The sequence below is a fragment of the Rhodobacter capsulatus genome (genome assembly GCF_003254295.1).
GTDB lineage: Bacteria > Pseudomonadota > Alphaproteobacteria > Rhodobacterales > Rhodobacteraceae > Rhodobacter > Rhodobacter capsulatus.
The window spans coordinates 12,028-29,085 of record NZ_QKZO01000007.1 but is presented as its reverse complement, the minus strand read 5'-3'; the positions used below and the strand labels follow the sequence as shown (position 1 = coordinate 29,085).

The window sequence follows — 17,058 nt, the reverse complement described above, 5'->3', positions numbered from 1 at the left end:
CCGGCTCAGAACCCCGAGCCGATCTTCAGCGGCGGCAGATCGCCCGCCGGATCCTCGCCACCGAACCCGTCCAGCGTCAGCCCCATCGGCGGCAGATCGGCGCCACTGTCGAAGCCGCCAAGACCGCCCAGACCACCCAGATCGCTGCCGCCCTCCAGACCGCCCAGACCGCCAAGGCCCCCCAGGCCGCCGCCTCCGGGCAGCGGATCATAGGCCGGGGAATCGATCCGGTCGAGCGGCGCGCGCGGGCCGCTTGGCGCCGATTTCCCGGCAAAGGGGCTCGGCCCCGCCTCGAAAGGCGGCGGCACGACGCGGCGCACCTTCGGTTCGGGCGGCGCCATCAGCTCTTCTTCCTCGTGTTCGATCAGCCGCACCGCGCGCAGACCGCGATGCTGGCCCAGCCGCGCGGCCGAGAGCTTGCGCCGCCCCACCCCCTCGACCGTCAGATTTTCCAAAGCGTCCGAGGGGATCGGAATGTCCATCCCGGCGCGCAGCCGCAGCACCGCCGCCAAGGGCAGCGTCACCCGATGCAGCACCGCATCCAGCTGCGCCGAGGCGCCCATCACCGAATTTTCCAGCCGATGCGCCCATTCCGCCGCCTCGCGGTCGGGAGAGATCGGCCCCTCGTCGGGCAGCCCGGGCATCCGGCGCAGCGAATGGCCGCGCCCGTTCACCGGCACCGCCCAGACCAGCTTGCCCTTGCGCTCGAACCCGGCGCCAAAGCCGATTTCCAGCTGCCAGAGCCGGTATCCCATGTCTTCCAGCAAAAGCCCCAGCGGGCGCGGATCATCGAGATAGGAGGCATAGCGGAAGCCGCCCGCCCAGATCACCGCCTCGGTCTCGACCAGCGTTTCCTCGATCATCGCGAGCGTCGTATCGAGGAAATCGACCACCATCGAGGCGTCGATCCGCGTCGGCTTGCGCGGCGGCGGCGGGGCCTTGCCCAGATTGCCGGTGGTCTGCATCTCGATCAGCACCGAAAGCGTCTCGGGCGGCAGGGCGATGATGCCCATGCTTTCCTCGGGCCCCTCGATGATCGCGATGAGCGAAAACGGATCGATCGCCTCGGGCAGGTCGGCCAAGGTCCGCCGCCCCTCGCTCACCTGCATGACCTGGGCGGGCAGCTGGAACATGTCCTGCGCCACTTTCGAGACCGCCTGCACGATCGCCCGTTCGGCCGTGACCGGAGAGCCGTCCGCCGCGGGCCTGCCCGCCTCGGCCTTGCGCCGCATCACTGTTTGAAGCCGTTCTTCCGTCATCCCGTCCCGCCGTTTCCCTGTGCGTCGACGGATAAGGAATCGCAGATCAAGGTTTACAAAAGGTTGAGATCTGCCCCCGGACTTTACACTTTTTCGCGGTCTTTCCCGGAGCTTGCCACGCCCCCCGGGACCGGGCCCGGACCCTGGCGGCGCAGCGGCAAGGTCACGCGGAAGGCCGCCCCGCCCTGCCCCGGCAGATAGTCGATCGACCCGCCAAGGTTCGCCATGATCTCGCGGCAGATCGCCAGACCGAGCCCCGCGCCGCCCGCCTTCGACGTGTCGGTCAGCCGCGAGAATTTCTCGAAGATCAGCCCCTGCGCGGCCTTCGGGATCCCCGCGCCATTGTCGCAAAAGTCGATCTGCACCAGCTTGCCGCGCCTTTTCACCTCGATGCGCAGCACGGCGCGTTCGGCACCGCAATATTTGCGCGCATTCGAAATCAGGTTGATGAAGACCTGCACCAGCCGGTCGGTGTCGGTGAAGACCGGCATGTGTTCGGCGGGAAAATCGCGTTCATAGCGGAAATCGCGCTCGGGCCGGGTTGACGACGCCGCCTGCACCGCGCGGTCGATCAGGTCATGCAGGTTCGCCACGGAAACGGTCAGCTGCACCTTGCGGTTTTCCAGCACCGCAAGATCCAGAAGATCATCCAGAAGACGGGTCAGGCGGCGGGCCTCTTCATGAATGATTTCCGCATATTGCGCCCGCAGCGGCTCGGGCAGGTCGGGCTCCATCAGAATCTCGGAAAAGGCCCGGATCGAGGTCATCGGCGTGCGCAATTCGTGGCTGATCTGACCCAGGAACGCATCCTTTTGCACCGAAAGCGCGGTCAGTTTCGCATTCGCCTCGGAAAGCGCGCGGGCGGTGCGGGCCAGTTCCGCCGATTTCGCCTCCAGCTGGGCGGAATATTCCTTGATCTCGGCGGCTTCGTTGGCCACCGCGATCAGATCCTGCACCGAGACCGCCGCGCCGCCGGTGAGCTGCGAAATCATCGCATGCGCCGTCGCCGCGCCGACCGACCCGGCCAGCTGCCGTTCGAGCGCGGCCAGAAAATCCGGCGTCGGATCGGGCAGGAAGCCGCGGCTGCCCTGCGCCGCCGCCTGCGCCTGAAAGAACAGCTGCGCTTCCTCGGCGCCCAGAATGCGCTGCGCCATCGACAGAAGATCCTCGGCCTCGGCCTGGGTGCGCGACCAGCCGCGCGCGCCCGGCCGCCCCTCGAAGACATTGACAAAGGCGACGCCCTGCAGCCGCTCGACCGGGCCCGGGAAGGACAGGATCGAAAACACAAGGAAAGCCAGGGTGTTGAACAGAAGGCTCCAGAGCAGCGCATGGAGCAGCGGGTCAAGCCCCTCGATCCCGAACAGCGCCTGCGGGCGCAGCCATGAAAGGCCCAGCGGCCCCTCGGCCATCAGCTGCGCCGAGATCAGCCCGCTTTCACCGACCGAGGGCAGGAACAGCGCATAAAGCCAGATCGCGAAGCCGGTCAGCAGCCCGGTCGCCGCGCCCAGATGCGTGGCGCCGCGCCAGTAGATGCCGCCCAGAAGCGCGGGCAGCACCTGCGCCGCGCCGACAAAGGCGATCAGGCCGATCTCGGCCAGCGCCCCGGTCCCGCCCGAGAGCTTGTAATAGCCGTAGCCCATCGCCAGCACGAGCCCGATCGAGAGCCGCCGCGACATCAGAACAAGACCCCGGACATCGCCGCGCTCGGCCGGTTCGTCGCGGTAGATCGCCAGCCACAAAGGCGTGACGACATGGTTCGACACCATGGTCGAGAGCGCGATGGCGGCGACGATCACCATCGAAGTGGCCGAGGAAAACCCGCCCAGAAAGGCCAAAAGCGCCAGCGTGCCGCGGCCCTCGGAGAGCGGCAGGGTCAGCACGAAGAGATCGGGATTGCTCCCGGCGCCGGGATGGCCCAGCCCGACGACGGCGATCGGCACGACGAAAAGGCTCATCAGCAGCAGATAGGCCGGAAAGGCCCAGCTGGCGGTGCCCAGATGCCGCTCGTCGGTGTTTTCGACGACGAGCACCTGAAACATCCGCGGCAGCGTCAGCACGGCGGCGGCCGAGACGAAGGTGAGGCCCGCAAAGCGGCCGGGCTTCAGGCTCCACTCGGCGATATCCGAGGCGTCGATCCGGGCGAGGATGTCGGAAAGCCCCCCCGCGACGCCCCAGACGACCCAGATGCCGACGGCCAGCAGCGCCACCAGTTTCACGATCGCTTCCAGCGCGATGGCGGTGACGACGCCGTGGTGACGCTCGTTCGCGTCGAGATTGCGGGTGCCGAAGAGGATGGTGAACAGCGCCAGCCCCCCCGCGATCCAGAGCGCCGTCGCCGATTGGTCGGGCAGCGCCCAGGAGCCGGGCGTCTGCGCCGCGAAGACGCCAAAGGACAGCGTGACCGATTGCAGCTGCAGCGCGATATAAGGCGTGGCCGAGGCCACCGACATCAGCGTGACGATCACGCCCAATAGGTTCGACTTGCCGTAACGGTTTGAAATCAGATCGGCAATCGAGGTGACGCGCTGGGTCCGGCCGATCCGGACGAGCTTGCGCAAGACCCACCACCAGCCGACGAAGACCAGCGTCGGACCCAGATAGATGGTCAGGAATTCCAGCCCCGAGCGCGCCGCATAGCCCACCGCGCCGTAAAAGGTCCAGGCGGTGCAATAGATCGAGAGCGAGAGCGTGTAGACCCAGGGGCTGTGCAGGAAGCGCAACCGGCCCCGGGCGGCGCGACGCTCGGCGACGAAGGCGACAAGGAACAGCACCAGCACATAGACCAGCGAAACGCCGACCAGCACGTCGAAGGGCATGGCTCAACCCTCGCCGGTTTCGGGGCTGCCCTCGGCCTCTTCCTCGGCGTCAAGCGCCGGGGCCAGACCACGCGCCAGCGCCGCGGTGGCGAGGATCAGCCCGGCCCAGACCGCAAACAGATAGATCATGCCGCGCGCGGTGTCGGGCACCGGCGCCTCGCCCGGATGCCAGAGCATCGGCAGCAGGAACAGCACCAGCCCGACCAGCGGCAGAAGCCGGGCCGCATCCATCATGCGGCGGCGCCGATAGGAGCGCCGGGCCAGAAAAAGCGGCGTGCCGGACCCCGGCATCAGACCGCCTTGCCCGATCCTGACAAAGCCGGGCCCGCCAAAGCCGGGTCTGCCAAAGCCGATCCCGCCAGAACCGGGGCGGCGATCGCCTCGAGCGCAGAAAGCACGTCGGCATTGGCGAAGGGCTTGGCCAGAAAGGCCGAGGCACCCGCGGCGGCGGCGGCCTCGCGGTCGCGGACCTGCCCGCGCGCGGTCAGCATCAGGACCGGCGTGCGGCCCAGCTCGGCATCGGCGCGCAACTGGGCCAGGATTTCCAGCCCCGAGCAGCCCGGCAGCATCAGATCCAGAATGACCGCCGTCGGACGCAGCGTCGCGATCCGGGCAAGGGCCGCGGCCCCCGAGGCCTCGACGCTCACCTTCCAGCCCGCCCGCGTCAGGATGAACCGGATCGCCTCGGCGATGTTCGGCTCGTCTTCGACCAGCAGCACTTGCTTTTCGGCCATGATCCTCCTCCTCCCCGGGGCCAATCTATCCACGCTTGGCCCCGCGCTGTCAAACCGCCGTCAGCGCGCCGCGATCAGCGAGGGCTCGCGCCGCCCGGCGCAGTCCAGCCGCGGGCAGACCCGGCAGGAGGTGCCGACCGGCCGGGCGGTCTCAAGGCGGCTGGTGGCGGGGGTGACCAGCATCATCGCCTCCATCAGCACCGGGGCGTCGAAACTGGCCGCGGCGCCCTCGGGCGGGCGGGGGGCGGCGAAGGCCCAGGATTGAAAGCGCTGCGGCAGCCGTCCGGCCATGTCGAGCGTCAGGCGCAAGGGCTGCATCGGCCGCGAGAGCGCCTCGTAAAGCGGCCAGAGCGGGCAGCCCGCGGCCGAGCGCGGCAGGGCAAAGCCGGGCAGCGGGCGGCGCAGGGTCAGCGTGCCCGAGCCGTCGCAGACGACCAGACCCAGCGGCGGCAGATTGGCCGCGCCCTCGGGCAGGGTCGCCAGACGGCGGAAGACCGCGGCCATCGGCGCGCCGAACCGCGCCGCAAGCCGCGCCGGATCAAGCCCGGTCTCGCTCAGCGCGGCGAGAAAGGGCTTGAGCGGCAAAAGGCGGCTGTCGGCCAGCGCCCGGGTCAGATAGGCCTGCGCCAGATCGCGCGCGGCCGAGGCGGCCAGCTCCGGCGCCTGGGCGATCAGCGCGGCGGGGTCGGGCGGATCGGGGCGCTCGAAGTCCGGCAGATGCCAGCCGCGCGCCGAAAGCCAGGCCTCCATTTGTTCCTGCGGCGCGGCCAGAGCCGAATCCGTCGCCTCGATACTGTCGAGATAGGCCACCAGCCCCTCGGCCGCCGCGCTCAGCCGCAGGCTTTCCGAGGCGATCGAGGCCAGGAACCGCGCCTGCCATTCCGGTTCGATATCCGGGGTCTCGACCAGAATCGCCGCGCCTGAGCGCAGCGAGGTCACCGCCGAAAGCACCTCGTGCAGCGCGTCGAGCAGGTAAGGATCCTGCCCCATCCGTTCGGAATAGGTCTCGACCACCCGTTCCAGCGCCGCCAGCCGGGCCTGCCTTGCGGCCAGCACCTTGGCCCAGCCGGGAAAGCGGCCGACGAATTCCTCGATCCGTTCCAGCTCGGACGGGTCGATCAGCGCGCCGCCGCCAACCGCAGGGCCCGCCGTCAGGCCAACGCCCGCCGCCGCCTCGCGCAGGGCTTCGAAAAGCGCGCTTTCGGCGCCTTCGGAGAGCGCCATCGGCGCCACGCCCAGCGCCTTGGCGAAACTGTCCAGAAGCGGCTCGGAGACCCGACGCCGGTTGTGTTCGATCAGGTTGAGATAGGCGGCCGAGATGCCGACCGCGCGGGCCAGATCGGCCTGCCGCAGTTTCAGCGTCAGCCGCCGTTCCCGTATCCGCGTCCCCGTCAGGGCAGACCGTGCCATCGTTTCCCCGCTTGCCGCCCGGCGCGCGGCCGCAAGGGGCCCTTCCCGCCGTCACGGCATGACCTTACCGGCAAGCTTCGGAAATACAAAGCGATTCAGGATCCCCACGGGCGGTTTCGCCGGGGTTCGGCGACAGCGGGCCCGCCGCGGCAAAGGCGCCCGGGCCGCAGAGGCCCCGGCGCCGCCCCGCTCAGCAGGGGTTTTGCACCGTCACGCTCGACAGCGTCGACAGGTCGGACACGCCGCCTTCGCATTTCTCGGGCGCTTGCGTGCAGCCCGCAAGGGCGACAAGCGCCATGGCGGCGACAAGGGCAAGCGACGCCTTGCGGGTGGATGTGCAGGTCATGTGCGGCCTCCTCCGGAACGCGATCGCCGCGGGTCGGCCCGGGCGATGTGAACTACATGGTTCACAGCATGCGCCGCCGCCCCGATCCGTGTCAAGCGGCCTGAAGTCTCAGTCGAAACTGCGGAACCGCGCGCCATAGGTGACGGCTTTCTGCGAACAGAGATCCATCGCATATTGCAACCAGACCGAGGATTTCTGCCCGGAACCCTGCTTGTCGACCGAGAGTTTCGCGCGGCCCTTCGCGATCGCCGGCCCCATGTCGGCCTCGATGTCGCGCAGCCGCTTGACCCAGAACTGCGCCGCCTCCTCGAAATAGCTGCCCGGCGGCGCGCCGCTGGACACGATCGACTGCGCCACGGTCAGGCAATACCCCGCCTCGACCTCTTGCGTGGGGGTGTTGAACAGATGCGCCGAGGGCGCGGCGAACTGGCTTTTCCAGACCCCCCAGAACAGGCCCGCGACCAGCAGCACAAGCGCGGATCCGCCCCCCCAGACCAGAAGCGGAGACAGCTCCTCCTCCGGGTTGACGCGCGGTTTCGACTTTTTGCTGGCAGTTGTGGGCATGGCATCCTCCGCCCCCAGGATGGCGCAGAATGGTTAAGAAACCCCGAAAGGAAATGGGGGCGGTCACCCGCCCCCCGTCCATCCTCCGATCGCCTCAGTCGAGCGTGTCGAGCACCGATTTCAAGGTGCCGATCAGCTCGTCGATCTGCGCTTTCGAGATGATCAGCGGCGGGCTCATCGCGATGATATCGCCGGTGGTGCGGATGAGAATCCCCTTTTCATAGGCCTTGAGGAAGGCGGTGAAGGCGCGTTTCGTCGGCTCGCCCGCGATCGGTTCCAGCTCGACGGCGCCGATCAGCCCCTCGTTGCGGATGTCGATCACATGGCGGGTGCCGCGCAGGCTGTGCAGCGCCTCCTGCCAATAGGGGGCGAGCTCGGCTGCCCGCTCGAAGAGCCCCTCTTCCTTGTAGGTCTCGAGCGTCGCGATCCCCGCGGCGGCGGCGATCGGGTTGCCCGAATAGGTGTAGCCGTGAAACAGCTCGATCATGTGCTCGGGGCCCTGCATGAAGGCATCGTGCACCGCCGCGGTGGTCAAGACCGCGCCCATCGGAATCACGCCGTTCGTCAGCCCCTTGGCCGTGGTCATCATGTCGGGCAAGACGCCGTAATGCTGCGCCGCGAAGGCCGAACCCAGACGCCCGAAGCCGGTGATCACCTCGTCGAAAATGAGCAGGATGCCGTGCTTCTTCGTGATCTCGCGCAAGCGTTGCAGATAGCCCTTCGGCGGCAGCAGAACCCCGGTCGAGCCCGCCATCGGCTCGACGATGACGGCGGCGATGGTTTCCGCGCCATGCAGCGTGACGATGCGTTCGAGTTCATCGGCCAGATGGGCGCCATGTTCGGGCTGGCCCTTCGAAAACGCGTTCTGCGCCGGAAGATGGGTGTGCGGCAGGTGATCGACGCCGGTCAGCAGGCTGCCGAACATCTTGCGGTTGGTGACGATGCCGCCGACCGAGATGCCGCCGAAGTTCACCCCGTGATAGCCGCGCTCGCGGCCGATCAGCCGGGTCCGGGCGCCCTCGCCGCGGGCGCGGTGATAGGCGATGGCGAGCTTCAGCGCGGTCTCGACCGATTCCGAGCCCGAATTGGTGTAGAACACATGTTCCATCCCCTCGGGCGCGATCTCGATGATGCGGTTGGCCAGTTCAAAGGCCGCCGGATGGCCCATCTGGAAGGCGGGCGCGTAATCAAGCTCGGCCGCCTGTTTCGCGATCGCCTCACTGATGCGCGGACGGCAATGGCCCGCGTTGCAGCACCACAGCCCCGCGGTGCCATCGAGCACCTGACGGCCATCGGCGGTGGTATAATGCATGTCCTTGGCGCCCACGAACATCCGGGGCGCTTTCTTGAACTGCCGGTTCGCCGTGAACGGCATCCAGAAGGCGTTGAGATCATTGGGCGTCTTGCGGTCGAGCGCCATGGAAGTCTCCCTGAAGGGCCCGGCTTGGGCCTAATTTTGCGCCCGGATCTCGGGCCGGGTCGTTTGACCGAACGGTCAGCATCAGGCTAACATCGGCACGGGCGGCGTCAAGCTTCCCGCGCCCGCGCAAGAGGCCCGAAGAAAAGGCCCGCACAAAAGGACCGTGACCGCATGCCTGCCGACCCGATGCCCGCCGATCCTGTGGCTGCCGAGCCGATGACGGCCGAGCCCGCCCCGCGTCCGCTCACCCGCATCCAGAAGCGCAACATCGACGCGATCCTTGAAGCCGCGCTGGAGGTGTTTTCGGCGCAGGGTTTCCGCGGCGCGACACTGGACCAGATCGCCACCGCGGCGGGGCTCTCGAAGCCGAACCTGCTTTATTATTTCCCCTCCAAGGAGGCGATCCATCTGGAACTGCTCAACTCGCTGCTCGATGACTGGCTGGCGCCGCTGCGCGAGATGCGCGCGACCGGCGAGCCGCGCGACGAGATCATGCGCTACATGCGCCGCAAGCTGGAGATGAGCCGGGCGATGCCGCGCGAAAGTCGGCTTTTTGCCAATGAAATCCTGCAGGGCGCGCCGCGGATGGCGGGAACGCTGGCGGTCGATCTGAAGGCGCTGGTGGATGACAAGGCGGCGATCATCCGCGGCTGGGCCGCGGCGGGCAAGATCGCCCCGGTCGATCCGCATCATCTCTTGTTCTCGATCTGGGCGCTGACGCAGCATTACGCCGATTTCGACGTGCAGGTCCGCGCCGTGCTCGGCCCCGGCCACGATCCCTTTGCCGAGGCGGAGCCCTTCCTCGACACGCTCTTCGAGCGGTTGCTGCGGCCCTGACCCCGGGCGCGGCGTTAACCCTCTGGCAAAATGATGGGATTCGGTAACTCTTGGGTAACCTGCCGGGCGCATCCTGATTGACAGGGGTAAAACCGCGAGGAGAGTGGGGAAATGGACCGCATATCGGGGCTGATGCCCCAAGTCGGATGGTCACCTTTGCTGAGCATGGTGCCACCAAAGAAAGCGCCGGCGACGACTGTCGAACCGGCAAGCACATCGTCTGGCACGAATTCCGGCATGGGGGCCGAAGTCGGTACCCAGGCGCAGGCCGAGCGGAGCACGCAATTGCAGGCGCGCAACCGCGATGTGACGGTCGAGACCGCCGTTCTGGCGCAAAGCCGCGCCGAGGCGGTGCCCGACCCGGATGCGCCGACCGGCCCGCCGCCGACCTTCGATGTGACGCCGCTTGAGGCCAAGGCCGCCGCGCTGATGGCGGTGCCGCCGCAGGACAGCGCGCCCGCTCCGGCGACCGCCCGGGCCGAAGAGCCCGCGCAACCGCCCGCGGAGCCCGCCGTCGCGGCCGAGCCGCAGGCGCAACCGGCAACCGAGGCCGCACCGCGGGCCGAAGCCGCGCCGCAACCGGCGCCGCAGCCGACACCGCAGCCCAATCCCGACTGGCAGGCCAGCTCGGAAACGGCCGAACCCAGTCTCGACGTCGTGCGCTGAACGCGGCCGGGCTGTCGTCCCGGCCCTGCGCATCCTCCGCGCGCCCGCGTCCCGCGGGTCGTGTCGCGGATTTCTGGCCGCACCGACGCCTTGCCGCCGACCCACCGGGTCGCGCGGCCAATGGCGCAGGTGCGGCCCGTTTTCATCGCGCGATTTGCCCGGCGCGGCCCGCCCGGACCGTTTCCCCTGCGTCATCCGTTCACGCTTTCCTCGCCCGCGCGGCTCGCGTATAAGCGGGGGCACATGAACGCGCCCCATCGAAGCCCCGGGGCCCCTGAAGAGTCTTTCGAGGACCGCATGACCAAACAATCGCATGAAAACGACGTCGCCTTCATCCAGGCGCTGGCGGAGTTGCTGAACAAGAATGACCTGACCGAAATCGCGGTCGTGCGGGAATATGGCGAAGACGACAGTCTTGAAGTGCGCGTGGTGAAACAGGCGACCGTCGTTGCCGCCCCCGCCCCGGTCTATGCCGCCCCGGCGCTGGCGGCCCCCGCCCCGGCCGCCGTTGCCGCTGCGCCCGCCGCTGCCGCCGATGCCGATCCGGCCAATCACCCGGGTGCCGTCACCTCGCCGATGGTCGGCACCGCCTATCTGGCGCCGGAACCGGGCGCCTCGGCCTTCGTGAAGGTCGGCGACACGGTCAAGGAAGGCCAGACGCTTCTGATCGTCGAGGCGATGAAGACGATGAACCACATTCCGGCGCCGAAATCGGGCACGGTGAAGCGGATCCTCGTCGATGACGGCGCGCCGATCGAATACGGCGCGCCCCTGATGATCGTCGAGTGAGGGCCAGATGTTCGACAAGATCCTGATCGCCAACCGGGGCGAGATCGCGCTGCGCGTGATCCGTGCCTGCCGCGAGATGGGGATCGCCTCGGTGGCGGTGCATTCCACCGCCGACGCCGATGCCATGCATGTGCGCATGGCGGATGAAAGCGTCTGCATCGGGCCGAACCCGTCTTCGGAAAGCTATCTCTCGATCCCCGCGATCGTCGCTGCCTGCGAAATCACCGGCGCGCAGGCGATCCACCCGGGCTATGGCTTCCTTTCGGAAAACGCGACCTTCGTGCAGGTGCTCGAAGATCACGGCATCACCTTCATCGGCCCGAAGGCGGAACATATCCGCATCATGGGCGACAAGATCACCGCCAAGGACACGGCGAAAAAGCTGGGAATTCCGGTGGTTCCGGGCTCCGATGGCGGCGTGCCCGACTATGAGGCGGCGAAGAAGGCCGCGGCCGAGATGGGCTATCCGGTCATCATCAAGGCCACCGCGGGCGGCGGCGGGCGCGGCATGAAGGTCGCGCAATCGGAAGCCGAGCTTGAGATCGCCTTCCGCACCGCGCGCAGCGAGGCCAAGGCCGCCTTCGGCAATGACGAGGTCTATATGGAGAAATATCTCCAGCGGCCGCGTCACATCGAGATCCAGGTCTTCGGTGACGGCCGTGGCCGCGCCGTGCATCTGGGCGAGCGGGATTGCTCGCTGCAACGCCGCCACCAGAAGGTCTTCGAGGAGGCGCCGGGCCCCTGCATCACCCCCGAGCAGCGCGCCCGAATCGGCGGCATTTGCGCCAAGGCGATGGGCGAGCTGGGCTATTCCGGCGCGGGCACGATCGAATTCCTCTATGAAGACGGCGAATTCTACTTCATCGAGATGAACACCCGCCTGCAGGTGGAACATCCGGTGACCGAGGGCATCTTCGGCGTCGATCTTGTGCGCGAACAGATCCGTGTCGCGGCGGGCGAGGAGATGGACTTCACGCAGGAAAATCTGGTGATCCGCGGCCATGCGATCGAGGTGCGGATCAACGCCGAAAAGCTGCCGAACTTCGCCCCCTGCCCCGGCAAGATCACGCAATACCACGCCCCCGGCGGGCTTGGGGTGCGGATCGATTCGGCACTTTATGACGGCTACAAGATCCCGCCCTATTACGACAGCCTGATCGGCAAGCTGATCGTGCACGGGCGCGACCGCAACGAAGCGCTGGCCCGGCTCAATCGTGCCTTGGGCGAGCTGATCGTCGATGGCGTCGACACCACGATCCCGCTGTTCCGGCAATTGCTGGAAGAGCCCGACATCCTGAAGGGCGATTACTCGATCCACTGGCTCGAGAAATGGCTGGCCAAGACCTACGGTTGACAAAAACGCCCCCGCAAGGGGGCGTTTTCATATCTTCGGCCGCAGCACGCAGGTGGCGCGGCGCTTGCCCTTGGGGCGGAAGTAATCGGCGACAAAACGCCGCTTGTTCGGCCGCACATCGGACCAATCCACCCAGTCGGTCCTGTAGCCAAGCACATCCGCCATCGCCTCGAGCGCGCCAAGGCTTGGGATGCCGATCAGCGCCTTCTCCTGCCCCGCGACCTGCGCCAGCGCGTTCAGATCCTTGCTCGGGTCTTCGCGCACCAGATCGATCACCTGCCCCGGCCGCTGCGAGAACTCGCTGTCAAGCAGCACCAGCCGCGGCTGGAACCGCGTCACCAGCTGCAGCAGCCGGAAATGGTCCATGATGTGATAAAATATGCCCAGCACGCCGATCACGTCATAGCGTGCCCCCGCCGCCAGATCGGCCTCCATGGCGTCGAAAATGTCGCCGCAGCGCAGCGTGACCCGGGCGGCGGCTGCGTCTTGCGGAAATTCGGCGAAGCGCTCGATCAGATGCTGTCGGCCCTCGATCCCCACCACCGCGGCCGCCCCCGCCGCGGCGAAGGCATAGGACCAGCGCCCGTCATGCGCCGCAAGATCCAGCACCCGCGCCCCCGCCAGATCGGCGGCAATCGGCGCGATCAGCTTGCGATGGCGCTGATTGAGCCGTCCGATCGCGTAATCATCGCTTTCATACCGCGCGACCGATCGTAAAAAATCGAAAAATCCCATGGCATTGCCGCGTTTTCGTGTCAAACTCGGGCAAGTCTATGGATCGGGGTGATGGTTGGCAACGATGACGGCAGGGCTTAGTCCGGAATTACTGCTTTCGGCCTATGCACAAGGCATTTTCCCGATGGCAAGCGCACGCGACGCGGCGGAGTTGCATTGGTTCGAACCGCGGCTGCGCGGCGTGGTTCCCTTGCAGAATTTCCACATTTCGCGGTCACTCGCCCGGGTCATCGGCCGGGAAACTTTCACAATTCGAACAAACACCGCGTTTCGGGCGGTGGTCGAAGGCTGCGCCGACCGGCCCGAGACCTGGATCAATGCGGCGCTGTTCAGCCTTTACGACGCGCTGCATGATCTGGGCGCGGCCCATGCGGTCGAGGTCTGGCAGGGTCCGGATCTGGTCGGCGGGATCTTCGGGGTGACGCTGGGGGGCGCGTTCTTTGGCGAAAGCATGTTCTCGCGCGCGCCGAATGCCTCGAAAGTGGCGATGGCCTATACGGTCGACCGGCTGATCCGCGGCGGCTTCAGCCTGTTCGACACGCAATATCTGACGCCGCATCTGCAAAGCCTGGGCGGGGTCGAGATCCCGCGGATCGAGTATCGCAAGCGCCTGCGGCTGGCGCTGGGGCAGAGGGCGGATTTCACCGCCCCGCCGCCCGCGACGGCTCAGTCGATCTTGCAGCGCAGGACCCAGACGTCGTAGCGCTGATGATCCAGCGCCGAAAGCGCCGGGTTCTGCGCGATCATCCAGCCGCGAAACACTTCGCGGCCGATCGCGGTATCGGTGATTTCCAGAAAGGCATAGGCGTTCGAGGCCGGATCGTCAGCCGGATAGCGGCAATCGACCAGCCGCACCGAAAGCGAGCCATAGTCAAGGCTTTGCCCGACCGAGAGCGTCAGATCGCTGGCCGCCCCGGCAATCTTGTCGAGCCCGCGCAGAAAGGCTCCCGGCGCTGCGGCCAGCCCCTCGGGGGCGCCCTGCGCCACGGCGGCCCCGGCCGACAGCAAAACCGCGACCAGCGCCGCGCGAATCACGGCGCGGCCCCCTCGGCGGGCTTGTCGTCACCCTTGCCGCCGGCGAATTTCATCATCAGACCCAGCGCCGAGACCGCGCCCTGGGTGTCGACGATTTCCTCGCCGGGGCCCAGATTGACCGGGCTGCCGCCGGGCAGGATCTCGACGAAGGCGCCGCCCAAGAGCCCCTCGGTCGCGATGAGGATCTGGCTGTCATCGGGAATGTCGACGCCCGATTTCATCGCCACCGTGGTATCGGCAAAGAAGGTCTGCGCATTCAGCGCGATATCGGTGACGGTGCCGACCTTGACCCCGGCCATCCGCACATCGGTGCCGACGGTGATCCCCTCGACCGAGCGGAACGAGGCTTTCAGCGGATAGCCGCTGGCCGCGGTGCCGAAGCTGTGCCCCTGCCCCGCCCACAGAAAAAAGCCGACCGCGACGGCCAGAACGGCCGCCCCGGTGAGCACTTCGAGACGATTTTCACTCATGATTTCCAGCCGGTTGCGCGGTGGGACGGTCTGGGCCGGTTATTCCGGCTGCCAGGCCTCGTAATCGGTGCGGGTCACGGGATCGGCGCGGCGCAGCGAGCCCGGCGGCACGAAGGCCGTGGCCAGACCGGTCTGATTCTGCTGGTGCGGCAATTCCCAGGGCTTGTGATCGAGCGGCGCCTTGGTCGGCGGTTCGTTCCAGGTGAAATGGATCCAGCCGTGCCAATCGGGGGGGATGCGGCTGGCCTGAACTTCGCCGTTGTAGATCACCCAGCGCCGTTTGCCATCCTTGCTTTGGTAGTAGCGATTGCCCTCGGCGTCCTCGCCGACCTTCACCCCGTGACGCGCGGTGAAGATCTGGGTGCCGAGTGTCTGGCTGTTCCACCACGTCAGCAGGCGCAGCAGGAATTTCATATCTCACCTCCGCATCTTTGGCCCCGTTATAGCGGCAGGGCCACCAAGGTCCAGTGTTTTGCGGACCCGATCAGCACAAAGGGCGGGTTTCCCCGCCCCTTCCGTTTCGCGACGACCGGGGCTCAGCCTGCGGTCTTCGGTTCTTTCTTGCCCGAGGTCTCGGCATAGATCAGCAAGGGTTTGGCGCCATTGGCCATTTCCACCGCCTCGTCGTTCACCACCACCTCGCGCACGCCTTCCATGCCCGGCAGTTCGAACATCGTGTCAAGCAGGATGTCTTCCATGATCGAGCGCAGGCCGCGCGCGCCGGTCTTGCGCTTGATCGCGCGGGCGGCGATCGCCTTCATCGCATCGGGGGTGAAGGTCAGCTTCACGCCCTCGATCTCGAACAGCCGCTGATATTGCTTGACCAGCGCGTTCTTCGGCTCGGTCAGGATCGTCACCAGCGCCGCCTCGTCCAGATCTTCCAGCGTCGCGATCACCGGCAGACGGCCGACGAATTCCGGGATCAGACCGAATTTCAGCAGATCTTCCGGCTCGAGCTCCTTGAACAGCTCGCCCGCGCCCCGCGATTCCGGGTCCTTCACATCGGCGCCAAAGCCGATCGCCGAGCCCTTGCCGCGCTGCGCGATGATTCGATCCAGCCCCGCAAAGGCGCCGCCGCAGATGAACAGGATGTTCGTCGTGTCCGCCTGCAGGAATTCCTGCTGCGGATGCTTGCGCCCGCCCTGCGGCGGAACGCTCGCCACGGTGCCTTCCATGATCTTCAGAAGCGCCTGTTGCACGCCCTCGCCCGAGACGTCGCGGGTGATCGAGGGATTGTCCGACTTGCGGGTGATCTTGTCGACTTCGTCGATATAGACGATGCCGCGCTGCGCCCGTTCGACATTGTATTCGCTGGCCTGCAACAGCTTCAGGATGATGTTTTCCACATCCTCGCCGACATAGCCCGCCTCGGTCAGCGTCGTCGCATCGGCCATGGTGAAGGGCACGTCCAGAATCCGCGCCAGCGTCTGCGCCAGCAGCGTCTTGCCGCAGCCCGTGGGGCCGATCAGCAGGATGTTCGACTTCGCCAGTTCCACATCCTGTTTCGTGCCGTGATTGAGCCGCTTGTAGTGGTTGTGCACCGCAACCGAGAGCACGCGCTTGGCATGCATCTGCCCGATCACGTAATCATCCAGCACCTTGCAGATGTCGCGCGGCGTCGGCACGCCATCCGTCGCCTTGAGACCGGTGGTCTTGGTCTCCTCGCGGATGATGTCCATGCACAACTCGACGCATTCATCACAGATGAACACGGTCGGACCCGCGATCAGCTTGCGCACCTCGTGCTGGCTCTTGCCGCAGAACGAACAGTAGAGGGTGTTCTTGCTGTCGGAGCCGGAATTGTTCGCCATCGTCATCCTCGAATGGCCCGACCCGGGCCTTTGGGGGCTGTCCTGAACCGAAGTCTAGGACAGCACCACGTTCTTCTCAATCGCAAATTCCCCGCCCCGGTTAAGAGCGGTCATCGATTTGTCATTTTCCGCCGTCAAGGCTCGGCCGCGCCGACAGGATCTCGTCGAGATGGCCCCATTCCAGCGCCTCTTCGGGCGACATGAAACGGTCGCGTTCCAGCGCCTCGGCCACTTCCTCGATCGACCGGCCGGTGTGACGGACGTAGATTTCGTAAAGCCGCTGGCGGATCTTTTCGGTCTCGCGGGCGTGGATCATGATGTCCGTCGCCTGGCCCTGATAGCCGCCCGAGGGCTGGTGCACCATGATCCGCGAATTCGGCAGCGAGAAGCGCATGCCCTTTTCGCCCGCGCAGGCGATCACCGAGCCCATCGAGGCGGCCTGGCCGATCACCAGCGTCGAGACCTTCGGGCGGATGTATTGCATGGTGTCGTAGATCGCCAGGCCCGAGGTGACGACTCCGCCGGGGCTGTTGATATACATGGAAATTTCCTTCGAGGGATTCTCGGCCTCGAGGAACAGCAGCTGGGCGCAGATCAGGCTCGACATGCCGTCATGGAACGGCCCGGCCAGGAAGATGATCCGCTCCTTGAGCAGGCGGGAATAGATGTCATAGGCCCGCTCGCCGCGCGAGGTCTGCTCGACCACCATCGGCACCAGCGTGTTCATGTAAAGGTCGACCGGGTCTTTCATTCGCTGCCTTTCCTCGTGATGTCCGCAAAGCCTTAGCGCGCGTCTGTTACCCAAGTCTTAG

The 17,058-nt window shown here is 66.7% G+C and carries 19 protein-coding genes; 5 read left to right on the top strand and 14 right to left on the bottom strand.

Going from position 1 to position 17,058, the window contains the following annotated elements; all coding sequences use genetic code 11:
* Positions 1–5 precede the first annotated feature (5 nt).
* The 8 genes from LY44_RS11175 to LY44_RS11145 all read right to left on the bottom strand — a co-directional run bounded on the left by LY44_RS11175 (position 6) and on the right by LY44_RS11145 (position 8,549).
* Positions 6–1,259, bottom strand: coding sequence for a FliM/FliN family flagellar motor switch protein (locus LY44_RS11175; protein WP_055209912.1), 1,254 nt, complete (start codon positions 1,257–1,259; stop codon positions 6–8).
* 83 nt (positions 1,260–1,342) lie between these two features.
* A complete protein-coding gene (locus LY44_RS11170) occupies positions 1,343–4,075 on the bottom strand; it encodes a sensor histidine kinase (protein ID WP_055209911.1) in 2,733 nt (910 codons plus the stop codon).
* A gap of 3 nt (positions 4,076–4,078) precedes the next feature.
* Positions 4,079–4,366: a hypothetical protein gene (locus tag LY44_RS11165; protein ID WP_055209910.1), complete on the bottom strand. Its 288-nt coding sequence runs from the start codon at positions 4,364–4,366 to the stop codon at positions 4,079–4,081.
* The gene (locus tag LY44_RS11160) at positions 4,366–4,809 is read right to left on the bottom strand and encodes a response regulator (protein ID WP_055209909.1); all 444 of its coding nucleotides are present in this window, start codon (positions 4,807–4,809) and stop codon (positions 4,366–4,368) included. Before LY44_RS11160 ends, LY44_RS11165 begins: the two co-directional genes overlap by 1 nt.
* A 60-nt stretch (positions 4,810–4,869) precedes the next feature.
* A complete protein-coding gene (locus LY44_RS11155; RefSeq protein ID WP_055209908.1) occupies positions 4,870–6,219 on the bottom strand; it encodes a helix-turn-helix domain-containing protein in 1,350 nt (449 codons plus the stop codon).
* Between the two features lie 190 nt (positions 6,220–6,409).
* Positions 6,410–6,565 (bottom strand): hypothetical protein, encoded by a 156-nt coding sequence (locus LY44_RS17955; protein WP_160320012.1) that lies wholly within the window; start codon positions 6,563–6,565, stop codon positions 6,410–6,412.
* Positions 6,566–6,673: 108 nt separating this feature from the next.
* Complete coding sequence (locus tag LY44_RS11150; protein WP_055209907.1) at positions 6,674–7,129, bottom strand: hypothetical protein; 456 nt, start codon at positions 7,127–7,129, stop codon at positions 6,674–6,676.
* A 94-nt stretch (positions 7,130–7,223) separates the two neighbouring features.
* Complete coding sequence (locus LY44_RS11145) at positions 7,224–8,549, bottom strand: aspartate aminotransferase family protein (RefSeq protein WP_055209906.1); 1,326 nt, start codon at positions 8,547–8,549, stop codon at positions 7,224–7,226.
* A 186-nt stretch (positions 8,550–8,735) separates the two neighbouring features.
* Here LY44_RS11145 and LY44_RS11140 point away from each other — a divergent pair, with 186 nt between their 5' ends.
* The 4 genes from LY44_RS11140 to accC all read left to right on the top strand — a co-directional run bounded on the left by LY44_RS11140 (position 8,736) and on the right by accC (position 12,195).
* Complete coding sequence (locus LY44_RS11140) at positions 8,736–9,386, top strand: TetR family transcriptional regulator C-terminal domain-containing protein (RefSeq protein WP_081024352.1); 651 nt, start codon at positions 8,736–8,738, stop codon at positions 9,384–9,386.
* 237 nt (positions 9,387–9,623) lie between these two features.
* Positions 9,624–10,052, top strand: coding sequence for a hypothetical protein (locus LY44_RS11135; RefSeq protein ID WP_055209905.1), 429 nt, complete (start codon positions 9,624–9,626; stop codon positions 10,050–10,052).
* 297 nt (positions 10,053–10,349) lie between these two features.
* Positions 10,350–10,841, top strand: coding sequence for an acetyl-CoA carboxylase biotin carboxyl carrier protein (gene accB, locus LY44_RS11130; RefSeq protein ID WP_055209904.1), 492 nt, complete (start codon positions 10,350–10,352; stop codon positions 10,839–10,841).
* Positions 10,842–10,848: 7 nt separating this feature from the next.
* On the top strand, positions 10,849–12,195 hold the full coding sequence (gene accC / locus LY44_RS11125; RefSeq protein WP_055209903.1) for an acetyl-CoA carboxylase biotin carboxylase subunit: 1,347 nt from the start codon (positions 10,849–10,851) through the stop codon (positions 12,193–12,195).
* Positions 12,196–12,222: 27 nt separating this feature from the next.
* Here the strand turns inward: accC and LY44_RS11120 are convergent, their stop codons facing one another.
* On the bottom strand, positions 12,223–12,930 hold the full coding sequence (locus LY44_RS11120) for a methyltransferase domain-containing protein (protein ID WP_055209902.1): 708 nt from the start codon (positions 12,928–12,930) through the stop codon (positions 12,223–12,225).
* A gap of 64 nt (positions 12,931–12,994) precedes the next feature.
* Between LY44_RS11120 and aat the strand changes: the two genes are divergently transcribed.
* Complete coding sequence (gene aat, locus LY44_RS11115) at positions 12,995–13,633, top strand: leucyl/phenylalanyl-tRNA--protein transferase (protein WP_055209901.1); 639 nt, start codon at positions 12,995–12,997, stop codon at positions 13,631–13,633.
* On the opposite strand, the gene LY44_RS11110 is transcribed toward aat, so the two are convergent.
* The 5 genes from LY44_RS11110 to LY44_RS11090 all read right to left on the bottom strand — a co-directional run bounded on the left by LY44_RS11110 (position 13,597) and on the right by LY44_RS11090 (position 16,997).
* Positions 13,597–13,965: a DUF2155 domain-containing protein gene (locus tag LY44_RS11110; protein ID WP_055209900.1), complete on the bottom strand. Its 369-nt coding sequence runs from the start codon at positions 13,963–13,965 to the stop codon at positions 13,597–13,599. The genes aat and LY44_RS11110 overlap by 37 nt on opposite strands.
* Positions 13,962–14,435 carry an outer membrane lipid asymmetry maintenance protein MlaD gene (mlaD, locus tag LY44_RS11105; RefSeq protein WP_055209899.1) on the bottom strand — a complete coding sequence of 158 codons (474 nt, stop codon included), beginning with the start codon at positions 14,433–14,435 and terminating at the stop codon, positions 13,962–13,964. Before mlaD ends, LY44_RS11110 begins: the two co-directional genes overlap by 4 nt.
* A gap of 39 nt (positions 14,436–14,474) precedes the next feature.
* Positions 14,475–14,849, bottom strand: coding sequence for an NADH:ubiquinone oxidoreductase subunit NDUFA12 (locus LY44_RS11100; protein WP_055209898.1), 375 nt, complete (start codon positions 14,847–14,849; stop codon positions 14,475–14,477).
* Positions 14,850–14,971: 122 nt separating this feature from the next.
* A complete protein-coding gene (gene clpX / locus LY44_RS11095; RefSeq protein ID WP_055210016.1) occupies positions 14,972–16,246 on the bottom strand; it encodes an ATP-dependent Clp protease ATP-binding subunit ClpX in 1,275 nt (424 codons plus the stop codon).
* 121 nt (positions 16,247–16,367) lie between these two features.
* Positions 16,368–16,997: an ATP-dependent Clp protease proteolytic subunit gene (locus tag LY44_RS11090; RefSeq protein WP_055209897.1), complete on the bottom strand. Its 630-nt coding sequence runs from the start codon at positions 16,995–16,997 to the stop codon at positions 16,368–16,370.
* Positions 16,998–17,058 lie beyond the last annotated feature (61 nt).